The sequence below is a fragment of the Bacteroides sp. AR20 genome (assembly GCF_964250605.1).
Lineage (GTDB): Bacteria > Bacteroidota > Bacteroidia > Bacteroidales > Bacteroidaceae > Bacteroides > Bacteroides uniformis.
The window spans coordinates 56,328-81,793 of the sequence record NZ_CAXUGK010000014.1 but is presented as its reverse complement, the minus strand read 5'-3'; the positions used below and the strand labels follow the sequence as shown (position 1 = coordinate 81,793).

Here is a 25,466-nt window from a genome sequence, read left to right as displayed (position 1 = left end):
AAACATCAATCACTAACATGATACGCATCAACAATTTACAAAAGAATTTCGGCACAAAAAAAGCCGTAGATATAGAGAACTACACCATCGGGCAAGGCGATATGCTGGGACTGGTAGGCAACAACGGTGCAGGCAAGACCACCCTCTTCCGGCTTATTCTTGACTTACTGCAGGCAGACCGGGGCAATGTAACCATCAATGACATTGACGTCAGCAAAAGCGAGGACTGGAAGAACTTCACGGGAGCCTTTATAGACGACGGTTTCCTGATAGACTACCTCACCCCCGAAGAATACTTCTACTTCATCGGTAAGATGTACGGTCTGAAGAAAGAGGAGGTAGACGAACGCCTGCTTCCCTTCGAACGCTTCATGAACGGCGAAGTGATGGGGCAGAAAAAATTCATACGCAACTATTCTGCCGGAAACAAGCAGAAAATCGGCATCATCTCCGCTATGCTACATCACCCGCAACTGTTGATTCTGGATGAACCGTTCAACTTCCTTGACCCCAGTTCACAGTCTGTAATCAAACACTTGCTGAAAAGATACAATGAAGAGCACGGAGCCACCGTCATCATTTCCAGCCATAACCTGAATCACACAGTAGACGTTTGTCCACGTATTGCATTGTTAGAAAACGGTGTTATTATCCGCGATATACGAAATGAGAACAACTCTGCCGAGCAGGAATTGGAAGCTTACTTCAACGTCGGTGTGGAGGAAGAAGCCGTGGTAGAAGAAACGGTAGTAGAAGCAGCCGTAGAAGAAATAACGGAAAAAGAAGATAAAACGGTAGAAGAAAAAAATTCGGAAGCATGAAAAAATATCTTTCTTATATAGTAGCTCTTACCATCATATTGATAGGCTTAAGTTCCTGCCATACTTCCGCGCCACGCCTGGACTACAAAGCCCTGGCGCAAGCATCCGTCCGTTTGGGAGTGGATATTGAACTGCAGGACAACCACAAGCTGTACATCCATGCCTCCGAATGGATAGGCACCCCCTATCGCGCAGGTGGCGACAGCAAACGTGGAACGGACTGCTCCGGACTGGTATCGCAACTGTATAAGAAAGTTTACCACACCCGTCTGTCGAGAAGCACAGACGGGCAACTGAAAGAGAGCAGTAAAATCTCCCGCCGCAACTTGCGTGAGGGAGATTTGGTGTTCTTCACCAGCCGTGCTTCCCGCAAAAAAGTGGCACACGTAGGCATCTACCTCAAGGACGGCAAGTTTATACATGCCAGCACCAGCCAGGGAGTCATAGTCAGCAACCTCCGGGAAAAATATTACACCCAACACTGGCTCTGCGGAGGAAGAATAAAATAATACTAATTTTTCCCTTCTTGTGATTTTCTTTACTCTGTCCCGACTGATAGTCCAGAAACTATTAAAAGAAGAAAACAATGAAGAAACTTTTAGGCATCCTCTTATTCATCAGCATTGCGCTGAGCGCCAATGCACAACTTTTATGGAAAGTATCCGGTAAAGGATTAGAGAAACCATCCTATATTTTCGGTACTTATCACCTCTCTCCACTCAGTATAAAGGACAGCATTGCCGCCATGCCGCAGGCCATGAGCGAAACCGCCCAAGTCTACGGGGAAGTTGTGATGAGCGAAATGGCGACTCCCGCCTTCATGCAAAGCATGCAACAGCAGATGATGATGCCCAAAGACACCACGCTGCAAAGCCTCTTTACTCCCGAACAATACGAAGAAGTAGGCAAAGCCATCAAGGAAAACATGATGGTGGACATTGCCATGCTGGCACAACTGAAACCGGCTGCCATCAACCAGCAGCTTGTCGTCCTGCTCTACATGAAACACACTCCGGGCTTCAACCCGCAAGAACAGCTTGACACTTACTTCCAGCAGCAGGCCGCACAGCAAGGCAAGAAAATTGGCGGTCTGGAAACAGCCCAGTCACAAATAGACATTCTGTTCAACAGCCAGACGCTGCAACGCCAGGCAAGCCTCCTCTACTGCGCCATCAGCGACATTGAGAAAGGTATCGACCAAAGCAAACGCCTGATTACCGCTTATGAAAAGCAAGACCTGGACGCCATGTTGCAACTGATGGAAGAGCGCGACGGCAATTCATGCGACCCGCTGCCCGGTGAGATGGAAGCCATGCTGGATAACCGCAACAAGGCATGGGTTGAAAAGATGCCTGCCATCATGACGGAAGCCCCCACCCTTTTCGTAGTCGGTGCCGGACACCTGCCCGGAGACAATGGAGTGTTGAACCTTCTGAAACAACAAGGATATACCATAGAAGCCATGAAATAAATCCTCTAACAATTCTCTCTAACAACAACTTTTAATGGCAGACTATACAAAGCGTGACGGTCAAATACCATCACGCTTTGTTTGCATATACACTTTATTCTCCTCATCATATCGTACATCCAAAAAAAATATACTACTTTTGCACCAAAGTCTTGGCAGTTATAGTGATAACGGCCATTTTTGACTTGATTCGATAAGAACGCAAGAAGCGAAAGTTATTATCCCTGCCTATTCGGAATCTGGAAAATTCAATAAACGTCATGGGATGATAGCAACAGTTTCTTCACGTCTATGTTATTATATACTTAGGCGTGGGGACTGTTGTCTATTTATGACGTGGGCATTTTCCAGAGCCTCGAATGCAGATAGGCAATAACAGTCCTCGCGCTTTTTATATAATAACCTTCGTCAACGGGGACAGACGAAATGAAAGATACCGCGTATGCATCTTACATTATTTGGAGAAATACAGTTATTTCTGTTGATTGCCGCTACATCTGCAAGCTTTCTATACTGGATAAATTATAAATACAAAAGTCTGAACAGGCAGATTATCCGGGCAATAGACATTCCGGTATATCTGCTGAACAGACAAGGTTTTGTCGTAAAACTGCTCAATACACCTACCGAAAAGGCGAACAGACTTCCGTTCCAAAACCTGGGAACTCTCAACATCAAAGATTTGGTGACAGACGCCGATGAATGCCGGAAATACATGACGTCGCTGTTACGCGTACTGAATACCCGCACTTCGGACAGCCTGACCCTAAAGATAAGAATAGAAAGTGGTGAGAAACTATATATCGCAGTGCGCATGGTCTACCTCAACAGAAATAATGTCATGGCCTTCATACGCGACATTACGGAAGATGAAGTCCAACGCCGGGAAAACGAAAAATACCGTTTCTTCCTTGAAAGTATTCTGGAGAACCTTCCCATCGCCACGACAGTAAAAGACAAAAACGATGAAGGACGCTACCTGATATGGAACAAAAAAGCGGCAGAGATGATGGAAGTCCCCGCTGAGGATATTGTGGGACACTATGAAGAGGAGTTCAAACCCCTAATGCAAGATAATTTCATCCAAGAGACAGACAAAGAAGTTGAAGAGTCGGAAACTCCCCAGTCCTACATCAAACACTTTGTCAATCCCAAAGGCAGAGAGTATATTCTGTCGTTTCACAAAACGCTGGTGTCCTACAACAAAGGGAAAGAGAGGTGGATTGTCAGTTCTGCACTGGACATCACCGAACTGCTGGCAGCCAAAGAGAAAGCAGAAGAAGCCAACCGCCTGAAATCGGCTTTTCTTGCCAATATGAGCCACGAGATACGCACTCCGCTAAACGCCATTGTCGGCTTCTCCTCCATACTTTCCGATGCAATACAAGACGAAGATACAAAGGAATACATACATATCATCGAAGAAAACACCCAGCTGCTGCTGCAACTGATTAACGATATTCTCGACCTGTCACGCATCGAAGCTGGCATTCTCGAATTCACAGAAGGAGATATGGATGTAAACAAGACGCTTGATGAAATGCAGACGATGGCAAAACTGAAACTTCCGTCCGAAGTCAGTATACGTCTCCTGCCCGGTGCGGATTACTGTATTATTCACACAGTCCCCAAACGGGTAAGACAAGTACTGAACAATTATCTGTCAAACGCCCTCAAGCATACGGAAGAAGGTTTCATCGACATTGGTTATCACCTGCCGCAAGAAGACAGGATTCGCTTCTTTGTCCGTGATACCGGTTGCGGCATTCCTCCTGAAAAGCAAAAGGATGTATTCGAACGCTTTGTCAAGCTAAACAGTTTTAAACAAGGCACGGGTCTCGGACTCTCCATCTGCACCATGATTGCCGAGAAAATGAACGGAAAAGTGGGCGTCAGCTCTATTCCGGGGAAAGGTTCCGAATTCTGGTTCGAAATACCCTATCAACCTACCGGAAGCCAACCTGCATAGAAAAGCCCGCCACTGACATGAACTCTGTCAACGACGGGCAACCTAAACCATCACCGATGCTATCCTGACTCACAATACCTATCGAAGCCTAAATCGCAGTTTTCCACTCTGCACCAGTTCTTCATGAGTGATACGATATCGGGACAGTTTTTTTCCTCCCAGTTCCATTTCACGGATATAAAGCGACTCTGCCGACGGGCGTTCCGTCTCTATCACCAGTTGGTCGCGTCCCCAATACTTAGGGTCGAGCTTTATGGTCACCTTATCAAATACCGGAGTAGACAGCGTATAAGCCGGTTCTCCGGGACAATCCGGATAAAAGCCCATCATATTGAAGATAGCCCAAGCGGACATCGTTCCGGTATCATCATTGCCGGGAATTCCGTCGGGGGCATTCTTGAAATACTTCTGCAAAAGGCGGTGCAGCTCTTTCTGCGTGCGCCACTCCTCACCCTTGAAATAAGAAAAAAGATGGGCGTATGCAATGTCCGGTTCGTTGGCAGGGTCGTACAGTCCTTCGTCGAACACACGCTGAAGCTTGTCTACGAACGGCTTCTTTCCACCCATGAGCCGGGCAAGCCCTTTCACATCGTGGGGAACATAGAAAGTATAGTTCCAGGCACAACCTTCGTGAAATCCAGGGTTCGGCTCAAAGTTCTCTCCCTGCCTCGGGTCGAAAGGAGCATAGAATTCACCGTTAGGCAGGATAGGACGGAAAGTACCGTACTCCTTACAGTAATAATGCTTGTAGCCCAGCGAACGTTCGTGGAACAGACGGGCATCCTCCTTCTTGCCAAGCGCAGCGGCTATGCGCGACAAGGCATTGTCGGCAATATAGTATTCCAGGGCATGCGAAACGGAATTGTCATACTGCTCCCGCAGGGGCACATATCCCAATGACACGTAGTCGTCATTGTCCGGACGGAGCAGATTCTCCGCTCCCGGCAGGGTGGCTCCCTTGCACATGGCCTCGTAGGCCAGTTCTATATCAAAGTCGCGCAGACCTTTCAGCCAGGTGTCGACGATGACGGGAATGGAAGGGTCACCTTCCATGGTCAGCGTCTCACGTCCGTAGAGTTCCCATTTGGGAAGCCAGCCGTGTTCGCGGTACATGTCGAGCATGGAGCGCACCATCTGCAATTGCCGTTCGGGATATACCAGCGTAAGAAGCTGGTGCACATTGCGGTAAGTGTCCCACAAAGAAAAGACGGTATAACGGTCGCCTTGGGTAGTCAAAATCTTATCACTCTCCATAGCGGGATATTCCCCGTTCACATCTTGCAGGATATTGGGATGTATCAGCGTATGATAGAGTGCCGTATAAAAAACGGTTTTCTGCTCTTCCGTACCTCCTTCCACAAGGATGCGCGAGAGGTCATCGTTCCAGCGGCGACGGGCTTCTTCCAGCACTTGACCGAAGTTCTTTCCCTGCTGCTCGGTATCCAGATTGAGGCGGGCATTCTCCATGCTCACAAAAGAGACTCCCATCTGTACTTCCACCTGCTCGCCTTCTTCGGTATCGAATGTAAGATAGGCGCCGATATCATCTCCCGCCAGTTCCTTCTGGTAGCGGGTGTAAAGTTTGTAGCGTCCGTTATCGGGGTCCCATTCGGCCTCTACACCGGTCATGGGGCGCTGCTTCTTCCAGTAGCCCGAAGCGGCGGGCTGCTTGTTGACACGCATCACAAAGTAGATGGGAAAAACGGCTTGTGGGTTGTAGCAGAAAGTACCCAGCAGCTTCATACCTTCAAACTCGCATTTACCCGTCTGGCGCAGAAAAGCTCCCGATTCATTGGTCAGGCCTTCGCCCAGGTTCAGCAGCACATGGCTCTGCCCGGCAGGAAAGGTGAAACGCGCCACACCCGTGCGAGGAGTTGCCGTCACTTCCGTCTTCACATTGTAGCGGGTCAAGAAGTTGCTGTAATATCCGGGGGATGCCTGCTCGTCCTTATAGCGGCTTCCATATTCCTTATAATCTACGGACAGCTCTCCCGTAGTGGGCATCAGCAGCAGAGAACCCAATTCCGGACAGCCCACACCGCTCAAATTGACATGCGAGTATCCGGTGAAGAAACAATTGTGATACTCATAGGGAGTAGACCACCAGCGGGCATCTTTATCGTATTTGTTGTCCTCCGAACCCATCACGTTGAAGGGCACTACGGACATCATTCCATTGGGACAGACGGCTCCCGGATTCGTGGTACCGAAGTTAGTGGTACCGACAAAAGGATTCACATAGTCCGCAGGATGCTTCTCCGCAGCCATAGATGCCGTGAGCATTCCAAAGGAGATGATACAGAAAGTAATCAGTCGTTTCATAATATAGTAAGGATTTGTTCTTTATTAGTTAGTGAGCACGCTACCCATGCCGGTGTCATTGCATGCACTCTGCAAAGTTATTGCAAACGGTCTGCAGTGACACTGCAAACTACTTTGCAGTAGCGCTGCATCAGCTTTGCAGTGGCGCTGCAACGGCTTTGCAGTAGCACTGCAAAAAGCATGCAGTATCTTTGCAGTGATATTACACTAAGTATAAGGCAGTTACGGCAGGCGCTTTTCAGCAATACCGAGCGCCTGCCAACTGCTTGGTACTTACAAAATACTTGTGCGCTTCGTGAACTCCAGAATCTCGCGGATATACCCAAAGGCAAGCCCCACTACCGTATCGGCTGCACCGTAGTATACAGCTACACGTTCTCCATCTTGCAACGCTGCGCAAGGGAACACCACGTTGGGAACATCACCTTGCAACTCATAAGGAGCAGCAGGCGCAAGCAGATACTCACGGGTGCGGTAGAGCAACTTGGCAGGATTGTCCTTATCCAGAATAGCTGCTCCCATGGAGTAACGGAAACCGTTACAAGTGGTTATCACGCCATGATAGAACATCAGCCAACCCTCGTCCGTGAGGAACGGTACCGAACCTGCCCCTATCTTGGTACACTGCCAGGCACTTTCGGGGAAAGGCGTAGGAGCCATCACATGGCGGTGTTCGCCCCAGAATTTCATGTCAGGGCTGAAGCTAATGTAGATGTCGCCAAAAGGAGTATGTCCGCTATCGCTGGGACGGCTCAAGAGCGCATATTTGCCATCGAACTTCTGAGGCAACAACACACCGTTGCGGTTGAAAGGCAAGAAAGCATTCTCGCACTGGAAGAACTCCTTGAAATCGAAAGTATAGCCGATGCCGATGGTGGGACCGTAGTAGCCGTTGCACCACGTAATCCAGTAGCGGTCCTCAATCCATGTCACGCGCGGATCGTATTTATATTCGGACTCTATCATGTCCGTATTCCCGGCCTTGAACTTGATTGGCTCATGCTCTATTTCCCAGTGGATGCCGTCCTTGCTGAAACCGGCAAAGATATTCATCTGCACCGCCCGGTTGTCACAACGGAACACACCGGCAAATCCGTCGCCAAAAGGCACCACTGCACTATTGAAGATACTGTTGGACGTCGGAATATGGTAACGTCCGATAACGGGATTCTGCGAATAACGCCACATCACGTCCGCACAATCTGCCGGACGCTCTTCCCAAGGGATTGAAGTAAATTTATTGTTCATAATATTTTGGATTTTTATCTTTGCACCACAGATTACACAGATGGGCACAGATTATATTCTTTTATTCAATAGTTTTTTATGCAACAAGTCTCATTCATGCTGCAAAGCTTACTTCACCTCATCGTCATGCGTAAAGGGAATGAAGTATGTTATCAGCAACGACGGTACGGCGGCCAACAGCACGTAAGTGAAGAACTTCTCGTACCCCAACAAATCACTAAAGAAACCACTCATCATCCCCGGAAGCATCACTCCCAAATTCATGATGCCGGAAGCAAAGGCGTAGTGTGACATCTGATGCTTGCCGGGAGCAATCTGCTGCATCATGAACAACGTCAGCCCCACGAAGCCGAAGCCGTAACCGAAATACTCCGCCACGATGCCCGCACCTATCAGATAAAGGTTCTCCGGTTGATAAATGGCGAGTAGCGTGTAGGCCACGAACGGAAAGTTGAACACGATGCAGAGCGAAAACAGCGTCTTCTTCAGCCCGCGCTTCGACACGTAGATGCCTGCCAACAAGGATCCCAGCACAAAAGCCGCTGAACCGAAGACACCGTTCAACGTACCGATTTCAGTAAGCGAAAGCCCCAATCCCCCCACCTCACGCGAGGAGCGCAAGAAGAGCGGTGCAATCTTCATCACAAGCCCTTCAGCAAAGCGGTAGAGGATAATGAAGCAAATGTAATAGAAGATGTGGCGCTTTGTGAAGAAATTCCTTATCACCGCCCACAGTTCCCGCATCACCTCCGCGCCCGAACGCTTGGCGTCCTGCCGCTTCTGCGTGCACGGCAACATCCGTGAATGATACCCCCCCAACAGCAACAGCAACACGGCAATGACGATAAAGATAATCATCCACGCTTCCTTATAAGCAGACATGTTCTCCTGCATAGAACGGCCTTCCATCGCCCCGAAACTCTGGGCCAGCATACCCGCCATCGCCACCAGTCCCCCGTTCGCCACCAATTTGGCGATGTTGTAGAAAGCCCCCTGCACACCGATGTACTTGGCTTGGTCGGCAGGTGACAGTTCCGCCATATACACGCCATCGCAGGCTATATCGTGCGTGGCTCCGCTGAAAGCGATGACTGCCATTGTCGAAATACTAATGGCAAAAAAGTAATCGAACTTCAACGAAAAAGCCACCAGTCCGAACAGCAATCCGCTCAACAACTGGGTGATAACCACAAAGAACTTCTTTGTGCGGTACATCTCCAGGAACGGACTCCAAAGGAACTTCAACGTCCAGGGCATCATGATGATAGAAGTCCAGAAGGCAATCTGCGTGTCGGATATGCCCAAATCCTTGAACATGAACGTAGAGACCAGGTTGACTGCAATGAAAGGCAGCCCCATGGCAAAATAAACGGAAGGCACCCAGGAAACCGGGTTACGGTAATTATTGTGATTCATAACTAATCGCACGTTATCAATTGTTTGTCTTTACCGGCTTGTCGCCCATTATCAACTCCAAAGTGCCACCGTCCGTTATGTCCTGATGCGTAAAGAACGGGCGTACCAATTCCTCGCCGTTCAACAACATCTTCTGAACATACTTGTTCGTACAACTGTTGTCCGTGGCCACCACCGTGAATTTCTTTCCATCCTTAAGGTTCACTGTCGCCTTGTCGAACAACGGGCGACCGATGGAATAGAGCGGACGGCCTGGGCAAACTTGGTAGAAGCCCATGGCATTCAGTACATACCATGCCGACATCTGCCCACAGTCTTCATTACCCGAAAGCCCGTTCGGATTGTTGAAATAAAGCGTCTGCAGTACCTCGTCCACCAACTCCTGCGTGCGCCAGGGTTGGCCCACATAGTTGTAGAAGTGAATGATATGGTGACTCGGCTCATTACCATGGGCATACTGCCCTATCAGGCCGGAAATGTCGGCAGACACTAGTTCACCTTCCAGTGAAGAATCGGCCACGAACAGCGAGTCCAACTTACCGATAAAAGCTTCACGGCCTCCCATCAGTTCCACCAGTCCCTCCACATCGTGAGGAACAAACCAGGTCCATTGCCAGGCAGTCCCCTCACAATAGTCATCACTGCGATGGTTGGAAGAGCGGGGATTGAACGGCGTACGCCAATTGCCTTTGCTATCCAGTCCACGCATAAAACGGGTAACTGGATCGAAATAGTTCTGATAGCCCTTGCTGAAATCAGCATACTTCCGTTGGTTCAGCGTGTCGCCCAACTCACCGGCCAGCACAGAGATGCACCAGTCATCGTAGGCATACTCCAAGGCCTTAGCTACTGCTTCATTATCCTTGTCGCAAGGCACGTAACCGACCTTGTTCTTCCAATATTTGGCCTGCGGCATCAAATGAGGCAATACCAAAGGATGGGTGATAATACCAGTAGTGTCATACTCCGCCACACGCAGGCAAGCACGGTATGCCTTCTGTACATCAAAGTCGCGATAGCCCTTCATATAGGCATCTGCCACAAGGGAGGCAGCATGATAGCCTATCATCGTGCCCGTATAGTTGCCCGCCAATTCCCACATGGGAAATACACCGCCTTCGCGCTCCTTCTGGATGAGCGAGCGGATGAAGGCTTGGTTCAAATCCGGATTGATAATCGTCATCAACGGGTGGTAGGCACGGAACGTGTCCCACAAAGAGAAAATGGTATAGACGGGCTCTTCCACGCTACCCTGATGCACTTTCAAATCCATGCCAAAATAACGCCCGTCGGCATCGGTAAACAGATTGGGCTGCATACCCGTATGATAAAGCGCCGTATAGAACATGGTACGCTGGTCTTCATCCTCCGTCTCGATATCTATCTTGGCAAGGTATTCATTCCATGATTGGCGGGCTGCCCGACGCACTCCGTCAAAATCCCATCCGGGTATCTCCGCTTCCACATTCCGGCGGGCACCGTCCATATCCACAGCTGAAACACCCACCTTCACCATCACCTGCTCATCCTTCTCCGTCTGGAATTGCAATAGCACCTTGGCGGTGGGCAGCAGCGGTTCCCCTTCGTCCAATGCCATGGAATCGGTCACCATTGTATAAGTAAACGGTTTGGAGAACTTGGCATAGAAGTTTATGTATTGATCGAAAGCCCAGTAAACGGTTTTCTTATGTCCGCGGATTTCTGTATCACTGATGACTTCCAGCTTCATCTCTTCATTCTTCTGACGCTGGAGGCTGTAGTCAAGGTCAAGGATAAATCCTGCTTTCCCAGACTTGGGAAACGTGTAGCGATGAATGGCGGCGCGCTTGGTAGAGGTCAACTCGGCTTGTACGCCATAACGGTCGAGGAATACGGAATAATATCCCGGTTCTGCCTTCTCCCGCCCGTGCGAGAAAGGCGAGGCGTATGCCATTTGCTGGCTCTTCTTCCCCATCGCATGATAGTCCTGACGGCCCACGGTGGGCATCAGCAGCACATCGCCATAATCACCGCAACCCGTTCCACTGAGGTGCGTGTGCGAGAATCCGTTAATGGTGGAATCGGCATAGTAATAACCGGAACAAGCATCCCACTGAAAGATGCGCGTGTCGGGGCTCGGCTGAATCATCCCGTTGGGTACCACTGCGCCCGGATAGGTATGTCCGTGCCCACCCGTACCGATAAACGGATTTACGTAAGATGCATAGTCTTCCCCTGAAGAAGCCGGAGTACAGTTGCATACCGCCATGCCCAACCACAAGAGACATCCGGCTTGCCATGCAATAGATTTCATGTTTTTCATCCTAAATTTAAGTTTATTGAGACACATTCTTTTGCCTTTTATTGGTTAATAAAACAATTCACTCGGCAAAAACACTAATACTGCAGATTATTTTTTAATTTTAATTAGCAGAATAGAAGGATAAAGAATAAAGACATGTCGGTAAAAGAAAGAATGCAAGTTCTTGTAATTGGTAGTTGCAAGAACTTGCATTCATATCCAAACCGGAATCCTGCTATTTAATAGTTATCGGTTCATCCAATTCCACGATGCCGAGGGCTTTATCGCCTCCATTCACCAATCCGTCCATTCCATGACCGGAAGCATCTTTCACTTTCCACGTCTCTCCGTCTTGGAACTGGTCGGTTCCGTTCAACTTATAATAAGCAGCAAGGCCTTCCGATTTCGGGTCAACCGTAATCATGTTTTCCTTGATTTGACTCTCCGTGCGCGACACATTCCAAAGTCTGACTTCGCTCATGCGACCATAGAACGGACGTTCGCCCCACATGAATCCGGCCACCTTACCGATAAAGAAGTCGCCCTTACCGAAATCGAAGCTCGGAATATCCCAAACCGCTTCGGAAGCTTTTTCTCCATTGATGAAGATGGCAGTCTTGCCGGTAGACTGATTGTAAGTGAACGCCACGTGATACCATTTCCCGGTTCCCAAAGCCTGAGAAACGCTGTATTCCGATTTGCCTGCAATCTGCAAATGGTCTTTCTCCAGCAAAGGTGCATCACCGATACGGAAAATCAGAGTTCCCTCGCATCCCATAACAGTATTATTGTTTCCAAAGAAATCAATATAAATCAATGCTTCGTAAGTAACGGATGTGAATTGGGTACCGGGAAGCAAAGGTATCCTCACATAATTGTTATACACACGAGCCACCTTCATAATCCGCACGGGCTTGTGGAGGATAAAATAAACCACATCTCCCCCTTGGGAAACCGGTAGAGAAGCAGACCGTACACGCACCGGAAGCAGATAAGACTTACCTTCTTCCACCTTATCCAACTTAGAAAATTTCACCGATACCGATCCGGCATACACCTCTCCGGAAGGAACAGTGGCAACAGCATTTCCCAAATCTACGGCAGTAGCATCGAACATCTCATATTCCGTTCCATACTTTTTGTTATAAGCCTCAATTACAGAAGTATCGGCCACTTCATAAGACACCTCTACCTGCGAAGCACACAAGGATGACACACGTGCCCGCAACTCATGGGTCATCGCTTCGCCCTCTTCCACCTCTATCCGGTACTCCCTTTCTTCAAAATAGACCTTAGGTTCCAGCAAATCACTTTCGCTATCATTGCAACTGACCGACAGCATGGCTATGAAGCAAAACACCATATATTTCAACAAATATTTATTCATATCTTTCATATTCTAAAATTTGATTCACTACTTATTTTTTCCTTTGCTTTCTTTCCATTCGTTGAACACACGCTGATTAATCTGTATGGCTTGACGCATCCATTTATAATCGGGTGCATTGTCATAGTCATTATCAAAGCGATAAGCTCCCACACCGCCTTTATACCCTTCTTCCGGCATCCAGGCGGCCTGTTTCAACAATTGCCCTCCATTGGAAGCAAACGATTCGAAGTTCTCCGTGACAATGAGTTTCTCATTGATATTGGCAGGCGAATGCAAATAAGGAGAAGCTTGCCCATACGCCTGAGCTATCCAGTAATCCACATAATCTTCTATCTCAGGCAAGAAATCATTGATATGCCCGTCGATGCATAGCAGTTTATGCCCTTTGTTCTCCGGGTCGCTCTTAGGACCGATGTATTTGCCCAACTCTTTCACCACGAAACCGATGTTATGGCTGCCGATAGTACCGTCGGAATCATTGAAACCGTTACCCGGTTCCCAGTCGATATCATATCCGTCCCACTCGCCGGTCACCAACGAGTCACAGATGGCTTTGGCAAATTTGGAAAGAGCCCGTTCCAGCTCTTCCTTGTTGTTCAAGTCATGCGAAGTAAACCCCCAGAAGTCCCAGCGAGCAAACTTTCTTTCTTCTGTCAGCTTAGCTTCGCTCCAACCCTCTTCTATGGCTTTTTTTTCCACTTCATCGTATACCGAAGTAGGGGTGCGCCCTTTGCCCAAGTGTGAAAGCAGGCAGACTTCCAATAACCTGATGCCTTTCACTTTTTGCACAAACTCCTTGTCTTTCTTCTGCGCCTCAGTGATTTCATAACGTCCTGGGGCACCGCTCCACATAGATATGATATCCATACTATCGGGCACAGAAGTGAGATACCCCCTCCGCATGGCTCCCGTCGGCGCCCAGTTGGAAAACCAGCCGAACGCAACGGGGCGGCCATAATTCTTGGCGGTTTCTTTATACGCGCGCAAGTCGGCATAGTACGCTTCGCTCTCCACGTCATCTTTGGTATTGTTACCACCGATATGATCTATCTCAATGCTCTCAATATCCGTGCAGGCAGTAGCCATCAAACCAAGCAACGGAACAATATATAATAGTTTCTTCAATTTTTTCATATTTTTCTTATTTCTAACGTAAGACATTGTTTATCACTTGCAATCCCACCACAGACGGGTAGAAGATTTGTCTTCACCACCCTTCCCATTATTGAGCAACTTCAGGATGGCCTGATAGTTGGCCTCGTCCTCCGTTGTCTGATGGAAACTGGTCGGATAAATCATTCGGCGCACTCCTTTTTCAATGGTGGCTCCTTGGAACGAACCTCTGTTTGCCATCACCGGATTCAAGTCGGGATAGCCAGTTCTTCTCCACTCCGTCCAAGCCTCTTGACCGTTGGGAAAGAGCGCAAGCCACTTCTGGATAATAATCTTCTCCAATTTTTCTTCCCGGCTGCCTTCAAACTTGACTGTAACGGCACGAGGGGCGGAAAAACTGCAAGAGTAAGAACCACCGAACTCATGCTTGATTGGTACATTGCCGGAGTTCATGTAATCATCGACCGAAGCTGTCACCCCGTTTTCCTGGAACGACATCCCAATACCTTGCTTGTAGAGCTCGTCGGCATTACCGAATTCACCTCCCCACACCAAAGCAGCTTCAGCACGTAAGAAATAGACTTCGGAAGCACGCATCCAATAGGTCGGAGTGTCACCTTTGATATTCGGCTTTGAGAATGTCGTATAGACATCGTTCTGCCCGTAAAGATGCCCGGCAGGAATGGCTTGATATTTCTTGCCATCGAATGCCAACTGTCCCAAAGTACATTTGTCATCCACCGGTTTGAAGTAAGCGCTCAGACGTGGGTCTTCGTAACCCATCAGGTAAGAGAACATGGACGACCCCATGCGCGATTCATTGTACTGCTCGGCCAACCACTCGATGTTGTTGCGGAAAGTGATGCCCGCACCCGAACTCATCTGCGCCTCTTCGTCTTTGGAGGTCATCACTCCGATGGAGTGTTTCACGGCCAAAGCCGCATACCGCTTTGCCAGTTCGGCATCGGCAAAACGTACGCGCATCGCCAGACGAAGCATCAGCGAATTGGCATACTTCACCCATTTCCTAGAGTCACCCGCATAAACCGCATCATAATCTCCCATAATGGTCACCCCGGCATCCGCTTTCTTGGTCAAAACCTCCACAGCATCGGCCAAGTCTTTGAACATGGCAGCATATATGTCCTTCTCCAAGTCGAAAGGAATGTTCATCGTAGCATCGGCTGCATGTGAATAAGGCATCGGCCCGAAACTCTCCAACGCCTTGTGCCAAGCCGAAATCTTCAATACTTGTGCCAAGGCAAAGACTTCGGGAGTGTCGTTCTTTTCAGAAGCGGCTTTCAATTTTTTCCACGGGTCGAGTGCATTGGTATAAGAACGTGCATAAGTACCCTTAATCCATCCGTCAATCAAATAATAACTGGTATTGTTGTTACCACCGTTCCAAGAGTTGTTTTGTGAGAAGAATCCACTCCAGCAGTCGGCAGACAGATGATAGTCGGTCTGGTACATGTTGATGATGTCCGTATCGTCGGCTTGTGTCCCTACCGGGAAGACGGTCTGCTCCATCGTTGTCACCAATCCTCCGACGGCAACACCGTCCATGGCTTCTTCCTTCTCGTTCATTTCAGCCCAATTGGTATTGATTTCCTCGTAATCGCAGGATGCCAACAATGCTAGGGCATATATTCCCGCTAAAAGCTTATATTGATTTATCTTTTTCATATTAAAAGTCGGTCTGTTATAATTTGAATTTAATACCAAAGCCAAAGCTACGCACACTTGGCTGCATAAAGTAATCGTTGCCTTGTCCGTAGGTGGCGGTAGAGGGAGTCAGTTCGGGGTCGAACGGAGCCTCGCAGTACAACATCCAGGGATTGTTGGCAATGAAGGAAACCGTCACGTCCTTCAGTACGTTGCCAAACCAGCGGTTGGGCATGGTGTAGCTGAGTGTCAACTCCTGCAAACGGATGTTGGTAGCGCTGTAGACATAGTAGCCGGAGGTCTCGTAACCTCCTGTACCAATCATCTGGTAGTAGGTCTTTGCATCTACCCTGCCCTGTCCCGGCAATAATGCACCGCCATTGTCACGTGCCTCGGCCGAACGCTTCGACACGCCGAAACGGTCGAGCAATGCTTCGGTAGAGGAGGTAACCACACCTCCGAAACGTCCGTTGAGCAGGAAGCTGAGTCCGAGTCCTTTGTACGACAAGGAGTTGTTCCATCCCATATTGAAGTCGGGGGAAGTCTTGCCCAAATAGACGGGCTTACCGCTATTATCCAGTTCAAACGTACCGTCACTCTTTATCTCTACATAACCCTGATGATCTTTCTTCAAGAAGGTATTGGCGTAAATGTCGTGAATGCTGCCACCTTTCCTCAAAATGATACGTCCGCCATCTTTCACAACTTCAGAAATCTGGATGGGATCGTCCAACAAATCAGTATGGTAACCATCCACCATTTCTTTAATTCTGTTGACGTTACGCGAAAATGTCAATGTGGAGGAGAATGCCAGTCCGTTCTTCAGCTTGTCATTGTAACCCAAAGAGGCTTCCCATCCGCGGTTCTCCACATTACCGGCCTGCAAGTAAATCTGCTTGTAACCGGTAAATTCAGGCAAGTTACCCAAGAAAGTCTGGTTCTTGGTATTGGAATGGTAGTAAGTGACTTCTGCACTCAACTTGTTCCACAAACGCAAACTTAAACCGAATTCATACGAACGGGTACGCTCTGCCTTGAAGTCGGTAAACGGATAGATATAGGTAGGCTTCACCGTACCGCCGTCAATGGGAGTTGTCACCGTACCGGGAGTCAGACCGGAACGGGAAATTGGAGCGCCCACTTCGGTAAAGGAACCACGTACCTTCAAGTAAGAAATGAACCGGGGCAAATCTACCATTTCGGAAATGATGGCCGACAAACCTACGGAAGGATAGAAGAAGGACTCTTCGTCGGTGTTCACCAGACGGGAGTTCCAGTCGTTACGTCCGGTCAGCGTCAAGTAAAGCATACTCTTCCAGCCTAATTCCACATTGGCAAAGACGGCATGGTTGCGCACGCGGCTATCACCGCCCTTTTCGGAGACACGTCCATTGGCCGGGTCGATGTTGACTGCCACGAATTTATTGGGCACCAGGCTCAATGTTCCTTTATATCCTCTCTCCAATAGCCAATAGTTAGAATAGCTCCAGCCCAAGTTAGCAGCAATGCTGAAGTCCCGGATATGCTTGTTGACATTCAGCATGAAGTCGGCGTATTCTTGGCGGTCGTTATAGTTGCTGTAGCCATAATGTCCTTTCTTTCCCTCGGCAAACTTCTGGTCGGAAGTGGCGTAAATCTTGCGTTCGAAGAGCACATGCGTATCGTCCATGCGGAAGCGTGCGGCGGCGTTCAGCCAGTCGGTAATCTTGTAGGTCAGCCCCACGTTGAACATGTAGCGGCTCTTCTCGTTGGTAGCCACATTGCGGTAGGCAGTCCAGTAAGGGTTCTGCGAAGCGTAGGTAGGTTCGGACACCGGCCAGTATTGTACGGGAAACTTACGGCTGTCATCATAACGCTCAAAAGTCTTGATGTCTTCAAAGTTTTCTCCCCGCGGGAAGAGGTAGGCAGCCATCACCGGATTCCAGTACTGTCCTTGCGACACCATGTTGCGGTCTTTCTGCTTCACATACGACGCGCCCAGGTCGAGTTGCAGTTTATCCTTGAAGAAGGTGGCAGTGTTGCGGATAGTGAAGTTCAGACGGTCGTAAGAGTTATTGGGCACAATACCGGCCGAGTTGGTGGATGATACGGACGCGAACGTCTGGTTCTGCTTGGTGCCCGTGGTCAATGTCAACGAGTTGATGAAGTTGGTTCCGGTATTGAAGAAGTCGTCCTTCGGATCGTAGGCAGAAGGGGTAGCCAGCTTTTCTCCCCAGCTTTCGTACATGTCCTTTTTATTGCCGTAGGTGCTCTGGAACTCCGGTGTCATGTAGGCTTTGCTAAACTCCGTGGAAGAAGAGAACTGGACGGAAAGTTTTCCTTCCTTGCCCTTTTTGGTAGTAATCAGAATCACCCCGTTGGCGGCGCTGCTACCGTACAAGGCGGCTGCCGAAGGGCCGCTCAACACGGAGAGGCTTTCGATGTCTTCGGGGTTGAAGTCAGCAATACCTTCCGTTCCGGCCTTGCCCTCACCCATGATACCGCTGTCCGTATTCCCCATATTGGTGTTGAACAAAGGGATACCGTCCACCACGTAGAGTGCATTGTTGTCGCCCTCGATGGACTTGGCTCCACGCATCACCACGCGGGTAGCTCCTCCCACGCCGCTAGCACTCTTGTTGATGCTTACACCGGCAATCTTTCCGCTCAGCGAGTTCACGAAGTTAGCATCCTTCACACGGACCAGCTCGTCTTGTTTCACCTGCTGCACGTTGTAGCTCAACGCTTTCTCGGCACGCTTGATACCCAGGGCAGTGACCACTACCTCGTTCAGCTTCTGCGAATCTTCTTCCAACAGCACATTCAGGATTCGATCGTCTATTATCTTGATTTCCTTAGTAGTATATCCCACATAAGAGATTTCGAGAACGTCCCCCTTGTTTACCGCCAAGTTGAACTTGCCGTCCAAATCAGTAATGGTACCGGCAATGGTATTCTTCACCTTCACGTTGACGCCAATCAGCGGTTCGCCGGTAGCATCCTTGACCACGCCGTCCACCTTGATTTTGGGTTCTTGTTGCTTTATCTGTTTCGTGGACAAGATTATCTGATTGTCTACCAATGTATAAGTGACATTTGTTCCACGAAACATGTCATCCAGGATCTCTGTTATCTTTCCCGACCGGCTGTTTACCGAAACAATGCGGTCTGCCTGAATCGTCTTGTTATTATAGAGGAACACATAGTCGGAGTTCTCCTCTATCTTATTCAATACATTTTCTATGGAAACACTCGACATAGAAAAGGAGCCTCGCGTCCGCTGGGCGTACCCGTTACTGGCAGGAAGCTGTAATACAACAGCAAAAAGTAGTATTAGACTTATCCTCATAGGTAAAGGAAGTTTTAATTTTAAGGTATATTTAAGGCATACTGCACTAAATGAATGATTATTTTTCATACATTTGCGGTTAACTAAAGTTTATTACTAAATGAACTAAGGTTTGATTCACGGCTTCTTGTCTGCTAAACCAAAATCCGTGAGTTTTTTAATGAGTAGGGAAGAAAGCTGTGGGGACAGTTTTCTTCCTTTTTTGTTTTTGCTCTTCTTATGCTATATCATAGGCTCTTTATGGTTTTAAGGGTTACTAATATAAGTTTACTATAATCCTAGCCTTCGTAAGGGTATCGTCTGCCTGCTGCGCAGCATCTTCCACCCTCCACTTCAAGGCTGCCGACTTTGCCAGATAATCCAAAATCTGCTGCAAGGTCTCTTTGTGGAAAGTCGCCCGGTACTTGTATTCCTTTCCCAACCTATTGTCAAACTCAATATCCACATTGAAATGCCTTGAAAGCCTTTTGAATATCTCTTCCAACGTCGCATTCCTGAAAATCAGCTTTCCGTCTTTCCAAGCCACCTTCTCGTAGACATCCACTTTATTTTTAATCCATTTCCGACTGTTCCGATTGTAAAGCAACTGCTCTCCGGGTAACAATTCCATTGTCTCCTGATTGGGGGTTATCACATTTACCTTACCTTTCTCCAACACCGTACCAATAAGTTCTTCATCCTCGTAGGCAGCCACGTTGAACTTCGTTCCGTATACATATACACTCAATCCATCTGGTGTGTTCACATAAAAAGGACGTTTCTTGTCGGCCTGCACTTCAAAATACGCTTCCCCTTTCAGTTCCACGCTCCGATTGTCTTTCCTGAAAACTATGGGATAACGCAAGGTACTTCCCGCATTGAGCCACGCCACCGAATGGTCAGGAAGCTCATAACGGATGACCGAACCTTTGGCAGCCGTGACTTCGGCGTAGCAGTCTACCGCTTCCGGTCCACTGAAATATAAGTAGCCCAACGTCAGCGAAATCATCAGCAAAGGTAACGTCAAGAATGCGGCATAGCGCATCAAGCTATCATACATCTGCCTACCCCGCTTTTTCCTTATCAACTGCTGTGTCCGTTCAAAAGCTTTGGCCACATCAATTGATTCCATTTCCCGGATATCATCTCCCAATGCTTGTGCTTTCCGAAACAATAAATCCGAATCTAATTTTTCCATAATCTCTAAACCTTATAACCTATTTATAATTGCAATTACATAGATAATACAATCGGGAAATCAAAAAGGGACAGCTAAAACAAAGTTTTTTCAATTGGGTCCTTAATAACAAAATACTACTTGCCTATTGCCACAGCTTTGTTCTTTTAAATTTCAAAAAGAACCTTTTATTTGACTTTCTTATTGTATATTTGCCTTCGAAATACTGTAGATATATTATGAAACTATCTCTTAATGAACAAAGCAAGAAACAAGTATTCAAGCAGCTCTACGAGGAGTACTATGCTCCCTTCTGCTTGTATGCCAAGCGTTTTGTTGACAATAAAGAGACTCGCGAAGACATTGTTTCCGAAGTATTCGCCTCCCTATGGAACAACATGGACAACTTCGAGATAGACCCGAAAACGATATTGGGTTACCTCAAGATGTGCGTGAGGAACAATTGCCTGAACTACCTGAAGCATCAGGAATATGAATGGAATTATGCGGAAGTCGTCAAAAAGAAAACCCCTGTCTACGAAACGGAACCGGACAGTGTATATACCTTAGACGAAATGTACCGGATGCTGTACGGTACCCTGAACAAGCTTCCCGAGAGCTACCGCATTGTCTTCATCGAGAGCTTCTTCAAGGGAAAAACGCATACAGAAATAGCGGAAGAGCTGAACCTTAGTGTGAAGTCAGTCAACCGCTATAAACAAAAAACATTGGAATTTCTGCGCAACGAGCTAAAAGAATACATGCCGTTGCTGCTGCTATTCATTCCCCGGTAGGACTCCACCTTATTAAAGGTATTGCTCATCAGGGAATCTTGTGAGCATAATAATCCATTTACTCTTCCGGCTTCAGCGGTTCGCTGCCCATAGTCAGTTCCAGTGTACCGCCGTCCACTATATCCTGATGCGTGAAGAATGGAGTCTCCAGCTTATTGCCGTTCAGCACAATGCTCTGCACATACTTGTTATCGCGGCTATTGTTGTGGGCTATCACCTTGAACGACTTGCCGTCTTTCAGATGAACGGTCGCCTCGTTGAACAGCGGGCGTCCGATGGAATATACCGACTTGCCGGGGCATACCTGATAGAAGCCCATCGCATTCAGAATGTACCATGCAGACATCTGTCCGCAGTCTTCATTGCCCGAAAGTCCGTCGGGGTTGTTGAAGTAAAGCGTATGCAGCACCTCATCCACAATCTCCTGCGTACGCCAGGGCTGGCCTACGTAGTTGTAGAGATGGGCAATGTGATGGCTCGGCTCATTGCCGTGAGCATACTGGCCTATCAGACCGGAAATATCCACCGAAGTCGATTCACCTTCCAGCTTGGAATCGGCAGTGAACAGAGAATCCAACTTGCCGATGAAAGCGTCGCGTCCTCCCATCAGTTCTACCAATCCGTCTACATCGTGGGGAACGAACCAAGTCCACTGCCAGGCAGTGCCTTCGCAATAGTCATCGTTACGGTGATTGGATGCGCGGGGGTTGAAAGGCGTACGCCAGTTGCCCTCACTGTCCAGTCCACGCATGAAACGGGTACTCGGATCGAAATAAACTTTATATCCCTCGGCAAAGGCAGCATACTTGTCGCGGTTGACTTCGTCGTCCAAGGCACCTGCCAGTACAGAGATGCACCAGTCATCGTAAGCATACTCCAGCGCTTTTGCCACGGACTCATTGTCTTTGTCGCAAGGCACGTAGCCAATCTTGTTCTTCCAGTACTTGGCCTGCGGCATCAGATGCGGCACAACCAAAGGATGCGTGATAATGCCCATCGTATCGTATTCTGCCGTACGGAGGCAAGCCTTATAGGCCTCCTGCACGTCGAAGTTACGGTATCCCTTTACATACGAATCCGCTATGAGGGAAGCTGCATGATAACCAATCATGGTACCCGTATAGTTTCCGGCCAGTTCCCACATAGGCAGGACGCCGCCCTCGCGGGACTTCTGGATGAGCGAACGGATGAAAGCCTCGTTCAGTTCAGGATCAATAATCGTCATCAGCGGATGATAGGCACGGAAAGTGTCCCATAAAGAGAAAATGGTGTAGACAGGCTCGTCCACCCTGCCTTGATGGGGCTTCAAGTCCATACCAAAGTAACGTCCGTCGGCATCGGTAAATAAGTTGGGCTGCATGCCCGTGTGGTAAAGTGCCGTGTAGAACATGGTACGCTGGTCGTTGTCCTTCGTATCGATGTCAATCTTGGAGAGATAAGTGTTCCACTGCTGGCGGGCAGCACGGCGCACACCGTCAAAATCCCATCCGGAGATTTCGGCTTCCACATTCTTGCGGGCACCGTCCATATCCACGGCAGACACACCTACCTTTACCAATACCTCCTCATTGGGCTCCGTCTGGAATTGCAGTAAAGCTTTAGCTGTAGGCAGAAGCGGACCGCCTTCGTCCAATGCCATGGAGTCCGTGACCAGCGTATAGGTAAATGGTTTGGAGAACTTGGCGTAGAAGTTGATATACTGGTCGAAAGCCCAATATACAGTCTTCTTGCGTCCACGGATTTCAGTATCGCTGATTACTTCCAGCTCCATCTGTTCATTCTTCTGGCGCTGAATGCTATAATCCAAGTCGAGGATAAAGCCTGCATCTTCCGCTTTCGGGAAGGTATAGCGATGAATCGCCGCACGTTTGGTAGAGGTCAGTTCGGCTTTCACCCCGTAGCGGTCCAAAAATACGGAATAATATCCCGGTTCGGCTGTTTCATTCTCGTGGGAAAAGGCAGAGGCGTACGCCATCTGCTGGCTCTTCGAGCCCATAGAGTGGTAATCCTGCCGCCCTACAGTGGGCATCAGCAACACATCCCCGTAATCGGCACAACCCGTACCGCTGACGTGAGTATGTGAAAATCCGTTGATAGTAGTATCTGCATAGTAATATCCGGAGCAGGCATCCCACTCGTAGATACGCGTGTCGGGGCTGGGCTGAATCATTCCGTTGGGAACTACCGCTCCGGGATAGGTATGCCCATGTCCGCCCGTACCGATGAACGGATTGACGTAAGACGCATAGTCCGGTGCCGTCTGGGTACAGCTGCAAACCGCCCCCAGCAGAAAAAGTCCGCCCAACAGTATGGAACTAGATTTCATGTTTTTCTTCATATTGTTTATTGTATAAGTAAGTGTATAGCTTCATAATAGAATCTTGTTATATGAGAATGCTTGAGGAGGGCCGCCCCATTACTTTGAGCAAAGCCCTCCTTTGTTTCATGTATGAAAAGGTTCAAGCATCCATTTTTCCGAAACCTCAGTTTACGGAAAACATGGCATCAGCGTACCTTCTTCATCGTATAGTTCTCACTCACGAAGTAAGGAACATCGGGGAAGATGTCGTTCTCAATCTCACCGCCTACATACTTATAAGGGTTGATAGCCCATCTGTTGCCCAAACCATAGATACGCATATCACCGTTAGGAGCAATATCGCCATCCATGGAATAATTATCATACTTAGGATATGCTTTCCACTGGAAGGCATTACTATAAGTACCGAAATGCATCTTGTAGGTAGCAGGGTCTTCAGCATCGCCCTCATGAATGGTTTGCGGATAGATGAGCAGTGCACCGTTATAGTAATCGCAATGCATCGGATACTTACCGGTAATTTCGGGGAAAGTACCCCAGTTGTAAACCACATATCCGGTACCTTCTTCATCTTTCTCTATAATTACATTCTTCTCAAAATCCTGACTGCCTTTCCAATCCCACCAGCGAGGATTGCCTTCTTCATCCACATAGGTAAAGAGGGAGTTACTGGAAGTTACTTTCCATTCACCGACCAAATCTTCATAGCCCATCATCTTTCCTTGATAAGCTTCACCAGTACGGTTCCAGTACTTACCGCTCCACTCCACTTCATCATCAAAAAGTACTTTACTTATTTCCGAAAGCAGCGTATAATACTGATACATCAGCGGTTTGGGATTGTAGAACATCTGAATGCCATAACCTTCATCTTTCACTTTTTGGAATTTGCTCTTGTCAAATCCATTCCAACCTCCGTTCAACTCATCATTAATCTTCCAAGGCAGCGGAGCATACTTGGATTTGGGCAGGTTCTCAAAATGAGACGCTTCACGGCCAAAAGCTCCATTAGGATTCTGATTCTGGTAATAACCATAGGTCATATAGTCCACAATATCACCAACTTTCACACCTTCTACCTCGCCATCGGGAGAATCAAGCGAACCATATTCATACACACCGATCAGTTTATCTCCAAATACCTGGCGGCACTCATAAACCAAACGTGCGAAGTTGGCACGTGAACGTTTTTCGAAGCCGGGACTGGGGTTGGAGTTGTTGTAACTGGTGTACTCATCATCAAAGTCAATGCCATCCAAACCATAGATATCCAAATAAGCCTTCAGTTCCTTGGCAAAGTCTTTGGCGGCAGCTTCAGAAAGGTTACCCATACCGGCCTCATCATGGTTGCCAAGAATAGTCATAGCCACCTTAATGCCCTTAGCCTGCAAAGGACGGATGAACTTATCCGCATTTCTCAGCAAGAAAGAAACCTGGTCATTGCAAAAAACATGTACGCGACCGGTCTTGCTATCCACATTGATATTGGCAGCAAAAATGCTGACTACATCAAAGAAAGGCTTTCCGTCGCTCTTCATGGTATATTCACCCATATTCAAGATGTTCTCGTCATTTACTTCCACAAAGCAATGTGTAAGTATATCACCCTTACTGATACTCTCAGGAATAGCAGCCAAAGGCTTTACCAAGTAAATATATTCCTGATTGTTTGTAGAAACTTCCACACCGTTATTGGCAGATGCAGAAACGGCAACAGCATAAGTCTGTCCGATTGTGCCTCCGGCATTGATATTCAGTTCCACAGAAGCCGACTTCTGTTCGCCCGCCTTGATAGTGGCAGTTCCACCGTTCGCCAGGCTCAGCTTATCGGCGGGATACATTTTATAGCTTGTTCCATTCTTCTTATTGTAAGCCTCCAAAACGTCTTCGTCCACTTTGAAGGTCACCGTAACATCCTGCTCTGCAGCTTTGCTCAGTTCAAAATAGAGATGTCCGGTAGCAACCTTGTCGCCAAAAACAGAAATCGGAGTAAGTTCACGTGCACCGGCGGCAGACTTTACATAGCCATACACGCCATCCACAGTATCCAGCTTGTCACTGTTGCCGGTGTTGATGACAACATCATCTTCACAACCGGTGAAGCATATTCCTGCACATGCAAAAGCCATTGCCAGCAAGCCTGATTTTACATGATTCATATATTTCATAATC

The 25,466-nt window shown here is 48.2% G+C and carries 16 protein-coding genes; 5 read left to right on the top strand and 11 right to left on the bottom strand.

What is annotated here, in order from left to right:
- Positions 1-17: 17 nt before the first annotated feature.
- The 4 genes from ACESTD_RS09200 to ACESTD_RS09185 all read left to right on the top strand — a co-directional run bounded on the left by ACESTD_RS09200 (position 18) and on the right by ACESTD_RS09185 (position 4,261).
- Complete coding sequence (locus tag ACESTD_RS09200; RefSeq protein ID WP_005828854.1) at positions 18-821, top strand: ABC transporter ATP-binding protein; 804 nt, start codon at positions 18-20, stop codon at positions 819-821.
- Positions 818-1,330: a C40 family peptidase gene (locus tag ACESTD_RS09195; RefSeq protein ID WP_005828855.1), complete on the top strand. Its 513-nt coding sequence runs from the start codon at positions 818-820 to the stop codon at positions 1,328-1,330. Before ACESTD_RS09200 ends, ACESTD_RS09195 begins: the two co-directional genes overlap by 4 nt.
- A 77-nt stretch (positions 1,331-1,407) precedes the next feature.
- Positions 1,408-2,292: a TraB/GumN family protein gene (locus tag ACESTD_RS09190; RefSeq protein WP_009037042.1), complete on the top strand. Its 885-nt coding sequence runs from the start codon at positions 1,408-1,410 to the stop codon at positions 2,290-2,292.
- A gap of 442 nt (positions 2,293-2,734) precedes the next feature.
- Positions 2,735-4,261: an ATP-binding protein gene (locus ACESTD_RS09185; protein WP_005835495.1), complete on the top strand. Its 1,527-nt coding sequence runs from the start codon at positions 2,735-2,737 to the stop codon at positions 4,259-4,261.
- Between the two features lie 78 nt (positions 4,262-4,339).
- Here the strand turns inward: ACESTD_RS09185 and ACESTD_RS09180 are convergent, their stop codons facing one another.
- From ACESTD_RS09180 to ACESTD_RS09140, 9 genes are all read right to left on the bottom strand, one after another.
- Positions 4,340-6,583 (bottom strand): GH92 family glycosyl hydrolase, encoded by a 2,244-nt coding sequence (locus ACESTD_RS09180; protein WP_005835493.1) that lies wholly within the window; start codon positions 6,581-6,583, stop codon positions 4,340-4,342.
- Positions 6,584-6,856: 273 nt separating this feature from the next.
- Complete coding sequence (locus tag ACESTD_RS09175; protein WP_178285355.1) at positions 6,857-7,831, bottom strand: glycoside hydrolase family 130 protein; 975 nt, start codon at positions 7,829-7,831, stop codon at positions 6,857-6,859.
- A gap of 108 nt (positions 7,832-7,939) precedes the next feature.
- The gene (locus tag ACESTD_RS09170) at positions 7,940-9,247 is read right to left on the bottom strand and encodes an MFS transporter (protein ID WP_117588977.1); all 1,308 of its coding nucleotides are present in this window, start codon (positions 9,245-9,247) and stop codon (positions 7,940-7,942) included.
- Positions 9,248-9,263: 16 nt separating this feature from the next.
- The gene (locus ACESTD_RS09165) at positions 9,264-11,549 is read right to left on the bottom strand and encodes a GH92 family glycosyl hydrolase (protein WP_178285354.1); all 2,286 of its coding nucleotides are present in this window, start codon (positions 11,547-11,549) and stop codon (positions 9,264-9,266) included.
- A 214-nt stretch (positions 11,550-11,763) separates the two neighbouring features.
- On the bottom strand, positions 11,764-12,915 hold the full coding sequence (locus ACESTD_RS09160) for a DUF1735 and LamG domain-containing protein (RefSeq protein WP_174646283.1): 1,152 nt from the start codon (positions 12,913-12,915) through the stop codon (positions 11,764-11,766).
- A 27-nt stretch (positions 12,916-12,942) separates the two neighbouring features.
- A complete protein-coding gene (locus ACESTD_RS09155) occupies positions 12,943-14,052 on the bottom strand; it encodes a glycoside hydrolase family 18 (RefSeq protein WP_373158813.1) in 1,110 nt (369 codons plus the stop codon).
- 33 nt (positions 14,053-14,085) lie between these two features.
- Positions 14,086-15,717, bottom strand: a complete 1,632-nt coding sequence (locus ACESTD_RS09150; protein WP_117958554.1) for a SusD/RagB family nutrient-binding outer membrane lipoprotein — start codon at positions 15,715-15,717, stop codon at positions 14,086-14,088.
- Between the two features lie 16 nt (positions 15,718-15,733).
- A complete protein-coding gene (locus ACESTD_RS09145; protein WP_226791310.1) occupies positions 15,734-19,024 on the bottom strand; it encodes a TonB-dependent receptor in 3,291 nt (1,096 codons plus the stop codon).
- A gap of 256 nt (positions 19,025-19,280) precedes the next feature.
- Positions 19,281-20,201: a FecR family protein gene (locus ACESTD_RS09140; protein WP_117958555.1), complete on the bottom strand. Its 921-nt coding sequence runs from the start codon at positions 20,199-20,201 to the stop codon at positions 19,281-19,283.
- Between the two features lie 218 nt (positions 20,202-20,419).
- Between ACESTD_RS09140 and ACESTD_RS09135 the strand changes: the two genes are divergently transcribed.
- Positions 20,420-20,974: an RNA polymerase sigma-70 factor gene (locus ACESTD_RS09135; RefSeq protein WP_117958556.1), complete on the top strand. Its 555-nt coding sequence runs from the start codon at positions 20,420-20,422 to the stop codon at positions 20,972-20,974.
- Positions 20,975-21,032: 58 nt separating this feature from the next.
- Here the strand turns inward: ACESTD_RS09135 and ACESTD_RS09130 are convergent, their stop codons facing one another.
- Both ACESTD_RS09130 and ACESTD_RS09125 read right to left on the bottom strand, forming a co-directional pair.
- The gene (locus ACESTD_RS09130) at positions 21,033-23,312 is read right to left on the bottom strand and encodes a GH92 family glycosyl hydrolase (protein ID WP_117958557.1); all 2,280 of its coding nucleotides are present in this window, start codon (positions 23,310-23,312) and stop codon (positions 21,033-21,035) included.
- A gap of 167 nt (positions 23,313-23,479) precedes the next feature.
- Positions 23,480-25,462 (bottom strand): BT_3987 domain-containing protein, encoded by a 1,983-nt coding sequence (locus ACESTD_RS09125; protein WP_117958558.1) that lies wholly within the window; start codon positions 25,460-25,462, stop codon positions 23,480-23,482.
- Positions 25,463-25,466 lie beyond the last annotated feature (4 nt).